15 protein-coding genes are annotated in these 15,740 nt (G+C 62.5%); 14 read left to right on the top strand and 1 reads right to left on the bottom strand.

From position 1 onward, the window contains the following. The first annotated feature begins 26 nt into the window (after window positions 1-26). The 5 genes from ubiD to ACWHRL_RS15395 all read left to right on the top strand — a co-directional run bounded on the left by ubiD (window position 27) and on the right by ACWHRL_RS15395 (window position 5,323). On the top strand, window positions 27-1,520 hold the full coding sequence (ubiD, locus tag ACWHRL_RS15415) for a 4-hydroxy-3-polyprenylbenzoate decarboxylase (RefSeq protein WP_447894370.1): 1,494 nt from the start codon (window positions 27-29) through the stop codon (window positions 1,518-1,520). A 31-nt stretch (window positions 1,521-1,551) separates the two neighbouring features. Next, window positions 1,552-2,349 carry an FAD-binding oxidoreductase gene (locus ACWHRL_RS15410; RefSeq protein WP_447529943.1) on the top strand — a complete coding sequence of 266 codons (798 nt, stop codon included), beginning with the start codon at window positions 1,552-1,554 and terminating at the stop codon, window positions 2,347-2,349. A gap of 546 nt (window positions 2,350-2,895) precedes the next feature. Beyond that, complete coding sequence (locus ACWHRL_RS15405; RefSeq protein WP_447894369.1) at window positions 2,896-3,957, top strand: 3-deoxy-7-phosphoheptulonate synthase; 1,062 nt, start codon at window positions 2,896-2,898, stop codon at window positions 3,955-3,957. Between the two features lie 93 nt (window positions 3,958-4,050). Further along, complete coding sequence (locus ACWHRL_RS15400) at window positions 4,051-4,557, top strand: DUF3087 family protein (RefSeq protein ID WP_447894368.1); 507 nt, start codon at window positions 4,051-4,053, stop codon at window positions 4,555-4,557. Window positions 4,558-4,600: 43 nt separating this feature from the next. After that, window positions 4,601-5,323 (top strand): MliC family protein, encoded by a 723-nt coding sequence (locus ACWHRL_RS15395; protein WP_447894367.1) that lies wholly within the window; start codon window positions 4,601-4,603, stop codon window positions 5,321-5,323. Window positions 5,324-5,350: 27 nt separating this feature from the next. Here ACWHRL_RS15395 and ACWHRL_RS15390 read toward each other — a convergent pair whose 3' ends face one another. Next, the gene (locus ACWHRL_RS15390) at window positions 5,351-6,427 is read right to left on the bottom strand and encodes a metal-dependent hydrolase (RefSeq protein ID WP_447894366.1); all 1,077 of its coding nucleotides are present in this window, start codon (window positions 6,425-6,427) and stop codon (window positions 5,351-5,353) included. A gap of 197 nt (window positions 6,428-6,624) precedes the next feature. Here ACWHRL_RS15390 and gloA point away from each other — a divergent pair, with 197 nt between their 5' ends. The 9 genes from gloA to fkpB all read left to right on the top strand — a co-directional run bounded on the left by gloA (window position 6,625) and on the right by fkpB (window position 15,561). Continuing rightward, window positions 6,625-7,065, top strand: coding sequence for a lactoylglutathione lyase (gloA, locus tag ACWHRL_RS15385; protein WP_447529938.1), 441 nt, complete (start codon window positions 6,625-6,627; stop codon window positions 7,063-7,065). A 15-nt stretch (window positions 7,066-7,080) separates the two neighbouring features. After that, complete coding sequence (locus tag ACWHRL_RS15380) at window positions 7,081-7,536, top strand: META domain-containing protein (RefSeq protein WP_447894365.1); 456 nt, start codon at window positions 7,081-7,083, stop codon at window positions 7,534-7,536. Window positions 7,537-7,548: 12 nt separating this feature from the next. Beyond that, window positions 7,549-8,334, top strand: a complete 786-nt coding sequence (cysQ, locus tag ACWHRL_RS15375) for a 3'(2'),5'-bisphosphate nucleotidase CysQ (RefSeq protein ID WP_447894364.1) — start codon at window positions 7,549-7,551, stop codon at window positions 8,332-8,334. Between the two features lie 216 nt (window positions 8,335-8,550). After that, window positions 8,551-8,817, top strand: a complete 267-nt coding sequence (gene rpsT, locus ACWHRL_RS15370) for a 30S ribosomal protein S20 (RefSeq protein ID WP_447529935.1) — start codon at window positions 8,551-8,553, stop codon at window positions 8,815-8,817. A gap of 79 nt (window positions 8,818-8,896) precedes the next feature. Further along, on the top strand, window positions 8,897-10,471 hold the full coding sequence (murJ, locus tag ACWHRL_RS15365) for a murein biosynthesis integral membrane protein MurJ (protein WP_447894363.1): 1,575 nt from the start codon (window positions 8,897-8,899) through the stop codon (window positions 10,469-10,471). Between the two features lie 115 nt (window positions 10,472-10,586). Further along, window positions 10,587-11,726, top strand: coding sequence for a bifunctional riboflavin kinase/FAD synthetase (gene ribF / locus ACWHRL_RS15360; RefSeq protein WP_447894362.1), 1,140 nt, complete (start codon window positions 10,587-10,589; stop codon window positions 11,724-11,726). A gap of 8 nt (window positions 11,727-11,734) precedes the next feature. Next, window positions 11,735-14,566, top strand: a complete 2,832-nt coding sequence (gene ileS, locus ACWHRL_RS15355) for an isoleucine--tRNA ligase (RefSeq protein WP_447894361.1) — start codon at window positions 11,735-11,737, stop codon at window positions 14,564-14,566. Continuing rightward, the gene (gene lspA, locus ACWHRL_RS15350) at window positions 14,559-15,107 is read left to right on the top strand and encodes a signal peptidase II (RefSeq protein ID WP_447894360.1); all 549 of its coding nucleotides are present in this window, start codon (window positions 14,559-14,561) and stop codon (window positions 15,105-15,107) included. The genes ileS and lspA overlap by 8 nt, the downstream gene beginning before the upstream one ends. A gap of 10 nt (window positions 15,108-15,117) precedes the next feature. Further along, a complete protein-coding gene (gene fkpB / locus ACWHRL_RS15345; RefSeq protein ID WP_447529930.1) occupies window positions 15,118-15,561 on the top strand; it encodes an FKBP-type peptidyl-prolyl cis-trans isomerase in 444 nt (147 codons plus the stop codon). Window positions 15,562-15,740 lie beyond the last annotated feature (179 nt).

Here is a 15,740-nt window from a genome sequence, read left to right as displayed (position 1 = left end):
GCGATCACGACCACGGGGAAAGGTTTTTGAAATATAACGACTTGCGCGATTTCATCAAAGCCCTCGAGGAGCGCGGTGAGCTGAAGCGAATCCAGGTGGAGGTAGACCCTTACCTCGAGATCACCGAGATTTGCGATCGCACCCTGCGCGCCGGCGGCCCGGCCCTGCTTTTTGAGAACGTGAAGGGCCACGACATGCCGCTTCTGGGCAACCTGTTCGGCACGCCCGAGCGGGTGGCGCTGGGTATGGGGCAGGAGTCCGTCGAGGCGCTTCGCGAAGTCGGTAAGCTCCTCGCGTTTTTGAAAGAGCCGGACCCGCCCAAGGGCTTGAGAGACGCCTGGGAGAAGCTGCCGATCTTCAAGCAGGTGCTGAGCATGGGGCCGAAAACCGTCAAGCGCGCCCCGGTGCAGGAAGTCGTGTTCGAAGGCGAGGACGTCAACCTCGACACGCTTCCGATTCAGCACTGTTGGCCCGGCGACGCCGCTCCGCTCGTGACCTGGCCGCTGGTCATCACGAAAGGCCCGCACAAAAAGCGCCAGAACTTGGGGATTTATCGCCAGCAAAAAATCGGCAAGAACCGGCTGATCATGCGCTGGCTCTCTCACCGCGGCGGGGCGCTGGACTTTCAGGAGTTCCAGAAAGAACACCCCGGCGAGCCTTTTCCCGTGGCCGTGGCCCTCGGCGCCGACCCGGCGACCATTTTGGGCGCGGTGACCCCCATTCCGGACTCACTCTCCGAATACGCCTTCGCCGGGCTCTTGAGAGGCTCGCGTACCGAGCTCGTGGCTTGTCATCACGCGGATTTAGAAGTGCCGGCGTCCGCGGAGATCATTCTGGAAGGCTTCATCTACCCGGATGACATGGCCCCGGAAGGCCCTTATGGGGATCACACCGGCTACTACAACGAGGTGGATCACTTCCCGGTGTTTACCGTGACGCGCATGACACGTCGCCGCGATGCGATCTATCACTCGACCTATACGGGTCGTCCGCCGGACGAGCCGGCGATTCTCGGTGTGGCGCTCAACGAAGTCTTCGTGCCCATTCTGCACAAGCAGTTTCCCGAAATCGTCGACTTCTACCTGCCGCCGGAAGGGTGCTCTTACCGGATGGCCGTGGTGACCATGAAAAAGCAGTACCCCGGCCACGCCAAGCGCGTGATGATGGGGGTATGGAGCTTTTTGCGCCAGTTCATGTACACCAAGTTCGTGATCGTGCTCGACGACGACGTGGACGCGCGCAACTGGGAAGACGTGATGTGGGCGATCACCACGCGCATGGACCCGGCCAGGGACACCGTGATGGTGGAAAATACGCCGATCGACTACCTGGATTTCGCTTCGCCGGTCTCGGGGCTTGGCTCCAAAATGGGGCTCGATGCCACCAACAAGTGGCCTGGCGAAACCGATCGTGAGTGGGGCACGCCCATCGTCATGGATGAGGCGGTGAAAGCCCGGGTCGACGAGCGCTGGGAATCGCTGGGCATCGGTATCGAACGTCCGGCTTCGCGCCACGGCTAGCCAAGTACGCAGTTTTTTTAAAGAGGCTTTCATGAGCACAAGGGCGCTACATCAAACGCCAGGGCGTCAGACGATTACCTGTCGGATTACCGATATCAAAGAGTTGAGTTCTGACGTGCTCGGGGTGACGCTCAAAGGCGACCCCCAGGCGATCAATCACCTGCCCGGCCAGTATCTCGAGCTCAAGCTCGATGACACGACCTGGGTGCCGTTTTCCATCGCAAGCCATGGGCGCGGCGACGGCGTCATCGAGCTGCACATTCAGCACCGACCGGAGCGCGATAATTCCGCCAGGCTACGCGAGCTTCTCACGCTTTCCGGCGAGCTCACCATTCGCATGCCCGGCGGCGAGAGCGTGCTGGATAGTCAAAGCCACCGTCCGCTTTTGTTGATCGCCGCCGGCACCGGCTTTGCTCAGATGAAGGCGATCGTCGAAGCGGTGCTCGAGGAGCAGCCGGCCCGGCCCGTGTTCATCTGGTGGGCGGCGCGGGAACATCGCGATCTCTACGCCGAGTATCTGGCAAGCGAGTGGGCTGCACGCTTTGACAACGTGCACTTTCACGCGGTTACCGAGCTCGAATTGGATCAGCCGCTGGCGGACAGCCCGCGCATCGCCCACTACCAAGGGCGCATCACCGACGTGTTGGAGCGCGCCTTGCCCACGCTTGCCATCGAAGGCAAGCCCGTGGCGGTGGGCGAGTGCGATGTGTATCTGTCCGGATCACCTGGCATGGTCTACGCCTGCGTGGACGTGTTGGAAGCCCACGGCGCAGCGCCGGACCGGCTCTACTCGGACGTCTTCGCCTACGCGCCGCGCCCGGCCAAATAGCCACCTTGTGTGGCCCGCCTTTGAGGGGCGAGCGGTAGAGTTGTTATTTTTACGCAATGCAGGCAGGATAAGCCCATAACGCTTATCGGCCTTTCAACCGGATAAACCCATGATCCATTTACGAAACAGCAAAGCGACACTGGCCACGCCCCTGGCGGCGGCTTTCGCCTGCACGTTTGGTTATGGCGTTTATTGGTTTAGCCCCGGTATGCCTCGGGCTGGCGCTTAGGCCAACCCCGCAGGCATACCTCTTGGGTTGCCTGCCGACGTTTGAAACCCCGGCTGGTCACCCCGCCGGGGTTTTTGCGTTTTGAAGCGCGTTTTACCCACCACCCGATGTGGAATTCACGACACGTTCATCAAGGAGTCCGACCATGACCGCTTATGCCAACGCTTTTGCTGCCTCGTTGATGGGTTACGGCTATAGCTGGCGATTTAGCGGCGCGCGGTCGGTACAGGTAGCCACCTCCGGCCGGGCCACAGTGGGTGGCGCGACGAGTATCCGATGTCCTTTGATGAATGAGAGTTAACGCCATGAGTGCTTTGATGAGTGCGACCCGCTCCGCCCAGCCCCTAAGCAGCGCCGAGCCCCAGAATCCGCAGCCGCTCCCCCTGCCCGATGAGCTTTTAAGCCGGGTGCACGTCGATGCCGCCCTGAGCCGCCAGCTCGATGGCCAGCGCCAGGCCGTCCAGCGCATTCTGGCCGGCGAGGACTCACGCCTTCTGGTCGTGGTGGGGCCCTGCTCGATCCATGACCCGGACGCGGCGCTGGAGTACGCCGACCGCCTCGCGGCGCTGAGCGAGGAGGTCCGCGAGCAGATTCTGCCGGTGATGCGCGTTTACGTCGAAAAACCCCGCACCACCGTCGGCTGGAAAGGCCTGGCCTACGACCCGGATTTGAACGGTACCGGCGATATAGCCTTGGGCGTGACCCGCTCCCGCGAGCTGATGCACGCGGTGGCCAGTCGCGGGCTACCCGTGGCCACCGAGCTCTTGCAGCCGATGCTCGCCCCCTACCTGGAAGACCTGTTGAGCTGGGTGGCGATCGGCGCGCGCACGACCGAATCCCAACTTCACCGCGAGCTTGCCAGTGATCTGCGCGCCGCGGTGGGCTTCAAGAACGCCACCAGCGGTGACTTGCAGGTGGCCATCGACGCCATGCAGGCGGCCGCCCACTCCCATCAGCGCTTCGCCCAGGACGGTAAAGGCCGCCCGGTCATGCAGCAAAGCGCGGGCAACCCCCATACCCATGTCGTGCTGCGCGGCGGCCACGGCGAGCCCAACTACCAGGCCCACCACGTCCGCCAGGCGAGTGCCCGGCTGTTGGAAGCAGGGCAGAACCCGCGGCTCATGGTCGATTGCAGCCACGCCAACGCGCGCAAGGACCACCGCCGCCAGAGCGAGGTCATGCTCGACGTGCTCGACCAGCGCCAGGCAGGGGATGCCAATTTGGTGGCGTTGATGCTCGAAAGCCACCTGTTCGAAGGCAAGCAGGCGTTGAAGCCCGGCGCCATGCGCTACGGTGTATCAATAACCGATGCCTGTGTCGGCTGGGACACCACCGAGCACCTGCTCAAAACCGCGGCACAGCGTTTGGCCGGCCAATAATCCAGGGCGTTGCGCATCCCCGGGCGTTTACAGCCGGCGCTTGCCAGGCCTGACCACCCCCGTATGATAGAGGCTATTTAATCGGAGGTGGCGATGGCCTTTACCCTGCAAGAGCAAGAACCCAAGCGCTACCGGCGCAAGGCGCGCATGATCAGCGTCGTGATGGTGGGTCAACTGATCATCTTTGGCATGCTGTTTTCACTGCTGCTGAGCTCGGCGCTGGGCAGCAGTGTCTGGACCCACGGTTTAGGTATCCTGCTCGGGCTTTTGGCGACCAGCGCGCTCTTTGCCGGGCTCAAGGAGCGCCCCTGGATGGGCGAGATCAGCTACGTTTGGCAGCTCAAAAACCATCTTTCGCGCATCCAGGGCTACCAGGACTCGCTTACCCGCGCCGCCGACGAGGACAACCGCGCTGCGCTCGATATTTTGAGCTTCTATCACGAAGGGGTGGATCAGGTAGCCGCGCTTAACGACAAACAGCCGGATCCCGCGCGTTTGCAGCAAAAAGAGCGCGTGGTCGAGCGCCGTCAGGCGCTTGGCCTGCCGGATCGCGTGACGGTTTTTGATCCTCATGATCTGGGCGCTTTTACGCGCGACTAATACTCACTCAACTCCACTAAAAAAAGCGTTACAGGGAACATTCATGCTCGATTCGAAACCGCTCAAGGCGCTCGGCGCCGCTTGTTTGGGCCTTTGGCTTGCCGGCTGTGCGGCGCCGTCCGGCGGTCAGCCGCCAGGGGCGACGACGCAAAACGCCGCGCCGCTACTACCGTCGTCGCTTTTTCCCGGCAGCGCCGAGCGCTTCACCGCCTGGCACTGCCAACCGGCCAACCAGCACCTGGTGGCCGCCGATAACGACCAAGCGCTGCGGCTATGGTCGCTCCACGGCGCCTGGCAGCTGCCCCGGGCCGTCGTTGCCAGCGGCGCACGTTATCAGGATGGCGAAATAAGCGTTTGGGACCGCGGCAAAAAGGCGCTGGTCGAAACCCCGCGCGGCCAGCTTCAGTGCCAGAAAGCCGGGCAGCGCCAGGCGTTTACCCGCGCCGAGCACCCGGGGGTGATGTTTCTCGGCCAGGGCCAAAAGCCTGCTTGGCGCGTCTCGCTTGCCCACGACGAACCGGTCGTTAGCCTGGCGACCCGGCCCGACCAGCCCGTCGAGCGCTTCCCTTATATGATTAGCGTGCTGGATAACGAGGCCGGCCGGGTGGTGCTCGAAAGCGCCGATGTCGAACCTTTCTTCAGAGTGCGCATCGACGCCGGCGCCTGCTTTGATCGCGTCAGTGACGAACCCTTTCCGGCCCGGGTGACGCTCACCTACCAGGGCGAGCAGTATAGCGGGTGCGGCCAGGGCATCGCGCCCAACTGACGCGGGCCTTACGTTATCGGCGCTGATCTAGCGACGACACGCCTGGGTTTCGCCTTCGACACGCCATTCGGGGGCGATGAAATCACTTGCACAAAGCGCATTCTTGTCGCCCGCCACGCGGCGGGCCAGGCGTGTGAGCGCCCCAGTACTCAGGCCCCGCTCGGTGGGGCGCTGCTCGCTGACCGCCACCGGCGCCCACTCGTCACCCTGAAGGGTCGCCAGGGTGAAGTTGAACGGGTGGAAGCCTGGAAAGCCCAGGCGCAGGTCGGTGGCGATCAGGGTCTCGTCACCTTCGATCGACTCGACCTCGTAGCGTAGAAAGGGCCCGCTGAACCAGGCCAGACGCTGGCCCAGCGCGCTTGAAAGCGCCGCGTTTTCGAGCGGCTGCCGCTGGCGTTGAAAGGTCTCGATCATCGGCGGCTGATCGTCATCGAAAACGCTGACCAGCCCCTCGTAGTAACGATCCCCCTCTACGGCCGTGGCCCGCCACAGCAAAATGTTGAACGGCGTGGGCTGAATCATCAGCGCGGCGTTTTCCAGGCCCCGCGCCTCGAGTTCCGGTGCCAGGCGCGCCTCGACGGACCACTTCATACCCGCGGCCATCAGCAAGTAGAGACTCGAAAGCAGCAGCCCCAGGGCGCAGTAGTGGGTGACCCGGCGGGTGAGGCACGCCGCAAAAAGCCCGCCCAGCAGCGCCAGACTATAGAGAGGGTCGATAATGAACACGATCGGCCAGGCGGCGGGGGCTACCTCCAGCGGCCAGAGCAATTGGGTGCCGTAGGTAGTCAGCGCATCGAGCAGCGGATGGGTAATGAGCGCGAGCGTGAAAAAAAGCCACCAGCGACCAAGCGATGCTCGCCCTGGAAGAAAGCGCCAGCTTAGTAGCGCCAGCAGGCTGCCAAGCCCTGTCAGCACGAACAGCGAATGGCTAAAGCCGCGGTGTTCGGTCACGTTGAGAATGGCGTCGCCGTAGTCAAGTGCAACGTCCAGGTCGGGCAGGGTGCCCAAAAGCGCGCCCACCAAAACGGCCTTGCGGCCAAGGCGGCGGCCCAGCACCGCCCCGCCGACAGCGGCGCCCAGGGCCGCTTGCGTAATCGAATCCACAACGTTTCCTTAACGGGTGTTAAAATCTTCGTAAGCGTAGCATTATACGTTTTTGTTTTCGCGTTGACTGGCTGTATTGGGGTTGTACAAAAAGCGTGGGAGATTGCCGTCCCTGACCCTTCATCAATGACTCAATCGGGTCTATTCTATTTGCGTTAACGTTCTGTGACGCCGAGTGCTTTCAAAAAGGGGATTTTATGCGGTTTTTACATACCATGGTGCGTATCAGCGATATCGACGCTTCGCTGCACTTCTACTGCGATCTTCTGGGCATGGAAGAAGTGCGCCGCAAGGAGAGCGAAAAGGGCCGCTTTACGCTGATTTTTTTGGCCGCGCCGGACGATACGCCCCGCGCCGAGCGCTTGAACGCTCCGGAACTCGAGCTGACCTACAATTGGGATCCGGAAGAGTATGAAGGCGGGCGCAACTTCGGCCACCTGGCCTACCGGGTCGACGACATCTACGCGCTGTGCGAAAAGCTCCAGAACGCCGGCGTGACCATCAACCGCCCACCGCGGGATGGCAACATGGCGTTCGTGAAATCACCGGATGGCATTTCCGTCGAGCTGCTCCAAAAAGGCGACGCCTTCGAGCCGGAAGAGCCCTGGGCTTCGATGGAAAACAGCGGCAGCTGGTAACGCAGGGAGCGATTGGTGAAAAAATACCTTATTGGCGCGCTGGCCCTGGGCACGGCGCTGCTACTGGGCGGCTGCGCTAGCAGCCCGCCACCGCAGACCCAAAAGCCCGTTTCGCAAGGCGGCGGCGAGCTCTCCGGGGCGATCGTCGGCCCGCGCTGGAATCTGCTGCTGATGGGCACCGACGAGCGCCTCTCCCTGCCGCAAACGGCGTTTTTCCAGATTCACCCGGATGGGCGTATCTCGGGCAACGACGGCTGCAATGACTTCAAAGGCGGTGTAAGCCTTGGCGAAAGCCAGCGCATCGAAGTGGGCGATCTTTCCACGACGCGGATGGGCTGCGACGAGCTCGAGGACGCCCTGCGCGTGACCGACATGCTCGAAACCGCCTACCGCTACCTGATCGATCACGACCGGGTCGTGTTCTTTGGCCCGGACAGCCGCGTGCTGGGCGGCTGGCGCAAGGCCAACTAAAAGGGAGGCCGCGTGCCCAACGTGGACAAGCCGCTGTTGGAGGCGGTGTGGCAGATTGCGCTAAGCGCTTCCGAGATCATTCTGACGGTGTATCGCCAAGAGATCACGGTGGCGTTAAAAGCCGACCAAAGCCCGGTCACCGAGGCCGATACCCGCGCCAACGCTGCCATCGTCGAAGCACTCGAGCACCTTACCCCAGAGGTGCCGGTACTTTCCGAGGAGAGCGTGGCGCATTTCGAAGGCCCGGCGCCGGAGTGCACCTACTGGTTGGTCGACCCGCTGGACGGCACTAAAGAGTTCATCAAGCGCAACGACGAGTTCACGGTGAATATCGCGCTGATCCACCGTGGTGCGCCGGTGCTCGGCGTGGTCGTGGCCCCGGCGCTGAACGTAAGCTACCTGGCGGCGCGCGGGCTTGGCGCCTTCAAGGCGCAGCAAACGGGCACATGGCAGCCCATTCACACCTGCGCTGGCGTGCCAGCGCAGGGCTATCGGGTGCTCGGCAGCCGCTCGCATCAGGACCCGCGACTGAGTGCCTGGCTCGAGAGTCTGGGCGCGCACCGCATAACGGCGCTTGGGAGCTCGCTAAAAGCCTGCCTGATTGCCGAGGGGCGTGCGGACGTTTACCCGCGTTTCGGGCCGACCAGCCTTTGGGACACCGCCGCCGCTCAGGTCCTGGTCGAAGAGGCCGGTGGCTGCGTGGTCGACCAGGCGGGGGAGCCGCTTGGTTACCACACCCCCGAGCAGGTATTGAATCCGAGCTTTTTTGTCTGGGGCGCCCCGCTTGACAAGCGCTAGCAAGCCCCGCCCACGCGTGATAGACTACGCCATCCTCTCAGACAAGACCGTTGAACGGGCAGTTTTTGAGCTGCGCGTTACACGTTTTGGCAAAGCGTAAAGTTTAGCCAAATCAATTGGTTGTTAAGGAAATGTCGCGATTGGGCTTATGCCCCGCGAAATTACATAGTTAATTCGTTGCCCTAAAGGCAACCTTTATTCTCCAAGGAGATACCAGTGGCGAACAGCAAGCAAGCTCGCAAGCGCGCCCGCCAGGCCGAGTCACGTCGCGTCCTGAAATCCAGCCAGCGCAGCATGGTCCGCACCTACGTCAAGCGTGTGATCAAAGCGATCAACACCGGCGACCATGGCAAGGCAATGGAAGAGTTCAAGGTGATGCAGCCGGTCGTTGACCGCATCGCCGACAAGGACGCGCTGTCCAAGAAAAAGGCCGCGCGCCTGAAAAGCCGTTTGAACAAGCGGATTAAAGCGCTGGCAGCGTAAGCCGGCAGCGTCTTGAAAAAACCGGCTGCGGCCGGTTTTTTTGTGCCTGGATAAATGCTCGAGCCCGACGGATGACGCGATGACACAGACCTCCCCCCAACACACAGCGGTGGCCAAACGCGGGCTAATGCGCTCGGGGCTGGTGGTCAGCGCCATGACCATGCTTTCACGCGTCATGGGGCTTGCGCGGGACGTCGTGGTCGCGACCTTCCTTGGCGCGGGCACCGGCGCGGATGCGTTTTTCGTCGCCTTCAAGATCCCCAATTTTCTACGCCGGCTGTTTGCCGAAGGCGCCTTTAACCAGGCCTTCGTGCCGGTGCTCTCGGAGTACTCCACCCAGCGCACCCGCGAGGAGATCCGCGAGCTCTTGAATGCGGTGGCGGGCAGTTTGACCGCCATTTTGGCGCTGATTACAGCACTCGCCATGCTGAGCGCGCCCTGGCTCGTCTGGCTCTTCGCACCGGGCTTTGGCCGCGATGACCCGGAAAAGCTCGCGCTCACCGCGGACATGCTGCGCCTGACCTTTCCGTACCTGCTGTTGATTTCGCTGACCGCGTTTTCCGGAAGCGTGCTCAATACCTGGAACCGGTTCGCCGTGCCCGCCTTCACGCCGGTGCTGTTGAATTTGTCGCTGATCGGCGCGGCGCTTTTTCTGATGCCGTTGATGGAAGAGCCCGCCATGGCGCTGGCCTGGGGGGTACTGATCGCAGGCGCCGCCCAGCTCGCGTTTCAGGTGCCGTTTCTCTACCGGCTCGGGCTTTTGCCCACGCCCTGGCCAAACTTCGCCCACGACGGCGTCAAACGTATTCTGAAACTAATGGGCCCGGCGCTTTTTGGCGTGTCGGTGTCGCAGATCAACCTGCTGCTGGATACGGTGCTGGCCTCGCTTTTGGCCGCGGGCAGCGTCTCCTGGCTCTACTATTCGGACCGTTTGGTGGAACTGCCGCTGGGGGTATTCGGCGTGGCGATCGGCACGGTGATTTTGCCCGCGCTCTCCAAGCGCCACGCCGAGCAGTCCAGCGAGCACTTCGCCAAAATGCTCGACTGGGCGATTCGCGTCGTGTTGCTTTTGGGGGTGCCGGCAGCCCTTGCGCTGGTGGTGCTTGCCGAGCCCTTTTTGATTACCCTGTTTCACTACGGCGCGATGACCGCAAGCGACATCCAGATGGCCTCGATGAGCCTGCGCGCCTACGCCGTAGGGCTGGTGGCCTTCATGCTGATCAAGGTGCTGGCGCCGGGCTTTTTTGCCCGCCAGGACACCAAAACGCCGGTCAAGGTGGGCATTTTCGCCATGGTCGCCAATATGGTCTTCAATCTAATACTGATCTGGCCGCTGGCTCACGCGGGGCTGGCGTTGGCCACGGCGCTCTCCGCGTTTTTGAACGCCGGGCTTTTGGGCTATTTGCTCTATCGTGAGAAAGTGCTGGTGTTCCAGCCCGGCTGGGGGCGCTACGCGGTGCAGCTCATTGGCGGAAGCGCTCTGATGGGTACGGCACTTTATCTGGTGACACCGCCCTGGCAAGAATGGCTGGACGTTGGGCTTTGGCAGCGAATCGGCTGGGTGTTCGGGCTGATCGCTCTGGGTGGCGGGCTCTACTTTGCCTGGCTGGGCGCCTGGGGTCTTAGGCTTCGCCACTTCAAACTGACGAGCTGATTTCGCCTTGGGCCCGCGCGCGTAATCTTGACTGCAGCTTCCCGGCGCGTTCGTTATAATCACAGGCTTTCTTGTATTGATCCAGCCTTTACCCACGCTTAACGCTAGAGGGGCCATGCACGTTATACGAGGTCTGCACAATTTAACCGCGGATGAGCGCGGCTGCGTTGCCACCATCGGTAACTTCGACGGCGTGCACCGCGGCCATCAGGCGATCATGCAGCAGTGCCGCGAGCACGCAGCGCGGCTGCAAGTGCCGCTGACGGTCGTGGTCTTCGAGCCTCAGCCCCGGGAGTATTTTGCCGGCGAGCAGGCCCCGCCGCGCTTGACCAGGCTGCGTGAAAAGGTGCGCTTACTTGGGCAGCACGGCGCCGAGCGCGTGCTTTGTCTGGCGTTCAACGACGCCCTTAGAAGCCTGACCGGGCGCGAGTTCATCGACCAGGTGTTGATCGAGGGCCTGGGCGTCAAACACCTGGTGGTGGGCGACGACTTTCGCTTTGGCTGCGACCGGCGCGGTGACTTCGAGCTTTTAAAAGCCGTGGGTGACGAAGAAGGCTTCGTCGTGGAGCACACGCGCACCTTCACGCTGGAAGACGAGCGCGTGTCGAGTTCGCGGGTGCGCACCATGCTTGCCAGCGGTAATTTCGCCGCCGCGCGGCGTTTGCTGGGCCGGCCCTACTCGGTGTCCGGGCGGGTGGTGCGCGACCAGCAGCTGGGGCGCACCATCGGCGCGCCGACGGCGAATTTGCCGCTTCTGCCCCAGCCGCTGACGCTTCGCGGCGTGTTCGCGGTGGTGGCCGAGCTCGAGGACGGCACCTGCTACCCGGGGGTGGCCAACGTCGGCTTTCGCCCGACAGTGGGCGCCAAGCGGCCGACCCTCGAGGTGCACCTTTATGATTTTAGCGGCGACCTATACGGCCAGCGGCTTTCGGTGTACCCCTGCGTGCGGCTACGCGGGGAGGTAAAGTTCGACGACTTCGCGGCACTCAAAGCGCAGATTCAGCGCGACCAGGCGCGGGGCCGGTACTATTTTGCCCCGTCCCAGGCAGGCCTTACAGAGACTGCCTCGACGACGGACACCCCGACGGAGTTTGCTTCAACGGATTCCGTCTTACCGGATTTCACATCACACGCATCCAGAGCGGCCTTTGAAGGCGACGCGCTGGATGTTTGGCTGGCTTCGGCCCCGCTTGGGCGAGAAGCCGCTTCTTCTGATTTCTCTTCGGCGGACGACGCCGATGCTAACGACGGCTGACCGGACCTATGGACTACAAGCAAACGCTCAATCTGCCTGAAACCGACTTCCCCATGCGCGGCATGCTGCCCAAGCAGGAGCCGGGTCGGGTTTCCAAATGGCAGGATATGGACCTTTACCAGCGCCTGCGCGATGCCCGCGCCGGCGCGCCGCTTTTCGTGCTGCACGATGGCCCTCCCTACGCCAACGGCAGCATCCATATCGGTCACGCCGTCAATAAGATCCTCAAGGACATCATCGTCAAGTCCAAGAACCTGGCCGGGTTCGACGCCCCTTACGTGCCTGGTTGGGACTGCCATGGCCTGCCGATCGAGCACAAGGTGGAAACCACCCACGGCAAACACCTGTCGCCGGAAAAAGCTCGCGAACTCTGCCGCGAGTACGCCGGTGCCCAGATCGAAACCCAGCTCACCGATTTCGTGCGCCTGGGCGTGATCGGCGACTGGCACCATCCTTACCGCTCGATGGATTTCGTCAATGAGGCCGGCGAGATCCGGGCGCTGGCCGACATGGTCGACGCGGGGTACGTCTTCAAGGGGCTGAAGCCGGTCAACTGGTGCTTCGACTGCGCCTCCGCCTTGGCCGAGGCCGAAGTGGAGTATCAGGACAAGAAGTCCGACGCCATCGACGTCGCCTTCCCGGTCGAAGACGCCGACAAGCTGGCCGCGGCCTTCGGTTTGGATTCGCTTTCAAAGCCCGCCGCCGTGGTTATCTGGACCACCACGCCCTGGACCATCCCGGCCAACCAGGCGCTGAACGTGCACCCCGAGTTCACCTACGCGCTGGTCGACACCGGCGAGCGGCTTTTGCTGCTCGCCGAAGAGCTGGTCGAGAGCTGTCTGGAGCGTTTCGGCCTGCAAGGCGAAGTCATCGCCACCGCGAAAGGGGCGTCGCTTGAGCTGATCAACTTCCGCCATCCGCTTTATGATCGCCTGTCGCCGGTGTATCTGGCGGACTACGTCGAGAGTGACGTCGGCAGCACCGGCATCGTTCACTCCGCGCCGTCATACGGCGTGGATGACTTCAACACCTGCCGCGATTACGGCATGAGTTTTGACGATATGCTTAACCCGGTGCAGAGTAACGGCGTCTACGTCGATGCCCTCGAGATGTTCGGCGGGCAGATGATCTGGAAAGCGAACCCGAACATCGTCGCCGCACTCGATGAGGCCGGCGCGCTGATGGCGCACAAGCCGATCACCCACAGCTACATGCACTGCTGGCGCCACAAGACGCCGGTGATCTACCGCGCCACGGCCCAGTGGTTCGTGGGCATGGATATCGAAGGCCGTGACGGCAAGACCCTTCGCCAGAAAGCCCTCGAGGGGATCGAGGCTACCGCCTTCACTCCCAGCTGGGGCCAGGCGCGACTGCACAGTATGATCGCCAACCGCCCGGACTGGTGCATCTCGCGCCAGCGTAACTGGGGCGTGCCGATTCCGTTTTTCCTGCACAAGCAGACCGGCGAGCTGCACCCGCGCACCGTCGAGCTGATGGAAGAAGCCGCCAAGCGCGTGGAAGAGGGCGGCATCGACGCCTGGTTCAGCCTCGAGGCCGCCGAGCTGCTCGGTTCTGAGGCCGGCGACTATGACAAGATCTCCGACACCCTGGATGTGTGGTTCGACTCCGGCACCACTCACCGCCACGTGCTCCGGGGCTCGCACCCCCACGGCCACGAGTCCGGCCCGCGGGCGGATCTTTACCTGGAAGGCTCGGATCAGCACCGCGGTTGGTTCCACTCGTCGCTCTTGACCGGCTCGGCGATCGACGGCCACCCGCCGTACCGCCAGCTTCTAACCCACGGCTTCACCGTGGACGCCCAAGGGCGCAAGATGTCCAAGTCGATCGGCAACGTGGTCGCCCCGCAAACGGTGATGGACAAGCTCGGCGCCGACATTCTGCGCCTGTGGACCGCCTCGACGGACTACTCCGGCGAAATGGCGGTGTCTGATGAGATATTGAAGCGCACCGCTGATGTCTACCGGCGTATCCGTAATACCGCGCGCTTCTTGCTGGGCAACCTGACCGGCTTCGAGCCAAACCGCGACATGGTCGCCTTTGACGACATGATTGCGCTGGATCGTTGGATCGTGGATCGCACCGCGCAGCTTCAGGGGCGTATCCAGACGGCGTTTGATGAGTACCGTTTCCGCGACGTTTACCAGCAGGTGCACGACTTCTGTGCCCGGGACCTGGGTGGCTTCTACCTGGATATCATCAAGGACCGCCAGTACACCACCCAAGCGGATTCGCTGGCGCGGCGCAGCTGCCAGAGCGCGCTTTATCACGTAATCGAAGCGCTCGCCCGCTGGGTCGCGCCGATTCTCTCCTTCACCGCCGAAGAAATTTTCGAGCACATCCCCGGCGAGCGCGGCGATAGCGTGCTGCTCGAAACCTATTACGAAGGGCTGGCGGCGCTTAACGACGACGCGCCGATGGGCCGGGCGTTCTGGGAGCAGGTCATGGAGGTCAAGCACGCGGTCAACAAGCGTTTGGAAGAGGCGCGGGGTGAAGGCACCATCAAGGGGTCGCTGGATAGCGAAGCGACGCTTTATGTCAGCGACGAATACCGTACGCTGCTGGAAAGCCTGGGCGACGAGCTGCGCTTCGTGCTGATTACGTCCGAGGCCACGCTCAAGCCGCTGGAGGAAGCCGACGCCAGCGCCCACAGCGAACTTGAAGGGCTGAAAGTCGCCGTGATACCGAGCCCGTATGAGAAGTGCGAGCGCAGCTGGGAGCGCCGCCCGGACGTAGGTAGCCATCCAGAGCACCCGACCCTTTGCGAGCGCTCGATTCTGAACCTGCCGGATGGCCCGGGCGAGGTCCGCCGCTATGCCTGAGGCCGCGCCGAAGGCGCCGCTTGCAAGCCCACCGCCCATGCACCGCCCGCTACGCTGGCTGTGGCTGGCGGTGGCGGTCATCGCGCTGGACCTGGCGAGCAAGTACGCGATGAGTCATCTGCTCGACTATAATCAGCCGTTACGCGTGCTGCCCTTTTTCGATTTGCGTTTGATGCATAACTTTGGGGCGGCCTTCAGTTTTTTGGCCAACCACCCAGGCTGGCAGCGCTGGTTCTTTGCCCTTATCGCCGTGGGTGCGAGCGTGGGCCTGACGGTCTGGCTTTCGCGCATCCGCCGGGACGAGAGGCTTTTGGCCGTAGCGCTTCCGTTGATCATCGGCGGGGCGCTGGGCAATCTGTATGATCGCCTGATCCACGGTTACGTGGTGGACTTTTTGTCCTTTCACGTGGCGGGTTGGTACTACCCGGCGTTCAACGTGGCGGATATGGGCATCGTGATCGGCGCCGCCCTGCTAATCTGGGAATCAATCATGGGCGATCGGCGACGCAAGAAAGCCGCGTTACACGAAAGCAGCCAATAGCGAGAAGCGTATGGACTATGTCATCGACGAGGGTATGGACATTACCCTGCATTTCACCCTGAAACTCGAAGACGGTACGGTGGTGGACTCGACCAAAGAGAAAGCGCCGGCGAGTTTCACCTTTGGCGACGGCAACCTGCCGCCGGGTTTCGAGTATCCCATCAAGGGATTGGCGCCGGGCCAGCAGGGCACGTTCGATATCACCCCGGAGCACGCCTTCGGCCAGCACAACGAGCAAAACATTCAAACGCTCAAGCGCGCGGATTTCGGCGACGAAGAGCCGGAAATCGGTATGGTGATGTCCTTTGCCGACAAGGCGGGCACCGAGCTTCCCGGCGTGGTCAAGACCATCGACGGCGACCGGATCGAGGTGGACTTCAATCACCCACTCGCCGGGCGTACACTGACCTTCGAGGTCGAGGTGCTCGACGTCAAGCCGATGACCACGCACTAAAGTGCGCTTGCGCCGGGCTTGTTATACAACTGACACGGTTTAACGCTTTAATCGAAAAGCGGGAAACGCCCGTCAATAGAACAAGCCGGGCGCGGCGCTGTCCGTAAGGGCATGCCCTTGGCGTCACCTTTCGAGCACCCGGGCTTTTATTCACTAGCGATGCGCTCACGCATCAAGGC

Source organism: Vreelandella sp. GE22, assembly GCF_968212445.1.
The sequence above is the reverse complement of the archived record's forward strand: the minus strand, read 5'-3'. Positions and strand labels throughout refer to the sequence as shown.

Bases quoted from the DNA above. Each gene is read 5' to 3' on its own strand.
- ACWHRL_RS15410 (WP_447529943.1), top strand. From the start codon at position 1,552: ATGAGCACAAGGGCGCTACATCAAACGCCAGGGCGTCAGACGATTACC.
- ACWHRL_RS15405 (WP_447894369.1), top strand. From the start codon at position 2,896: ATGAGTGCGACCCGCTCCGCCCAGCCCCTAAGCAGCGCCGAGCCCCAG.
- ACWHRL_RS15400 (WP_447894368.1), top strand. From the start codon at position 4,051: ATGGCCTTTACCCTGCAAGAGCAAGAACCCAAGCGCTACCGGCGCAAG.
- ACWHRL_RS15395 (WP_447894367.1), top strand. From the start codon at position 4,601: ATGCTCGATTCGAAACCGCTCAAGGCGCTCGGCGCCGCTTGTTTGGGC.
- gloA (WP_447529938.1), top strand. From the start codon at position 6,625: ATGCGGTTTTTACATACCATGGTGCGTATCAGCGATATCGACGCTTCG.
- murJ (WP_447894363.1), top strand. From the start codon at position 8,897: ATGACACAGACCTCCCCCCAACACACAGCGGTGGCCAAACGCGGGCTA.
- ribF (WP_447894362.1), top strand. From the start codon at position 10,587: ATGCACGTTATACGAGGTCTGCACAATTTAACCGCGGATGAGCGCGGC.
- ileS (WP_447894361.1), top strand. From the start codon at position 11,735: ATGGACTACAAGCAAACGCTCAATCTGCCTGAAACCGACTTCCCCATG.
- lspA (WP_447894360.1), top strand. From the start codon at position 14,559: ATGCCTGAGGCCGCGCCGAAGGCGCCGCTTGCAAGCCCACCGCCCATG.
- fkpB (WP_447529930.1), top strand. From the start codon at position 15,118: ATGGACTATGTCATCGACGAGGGTATGGACATTACCCTGCATTTCACC.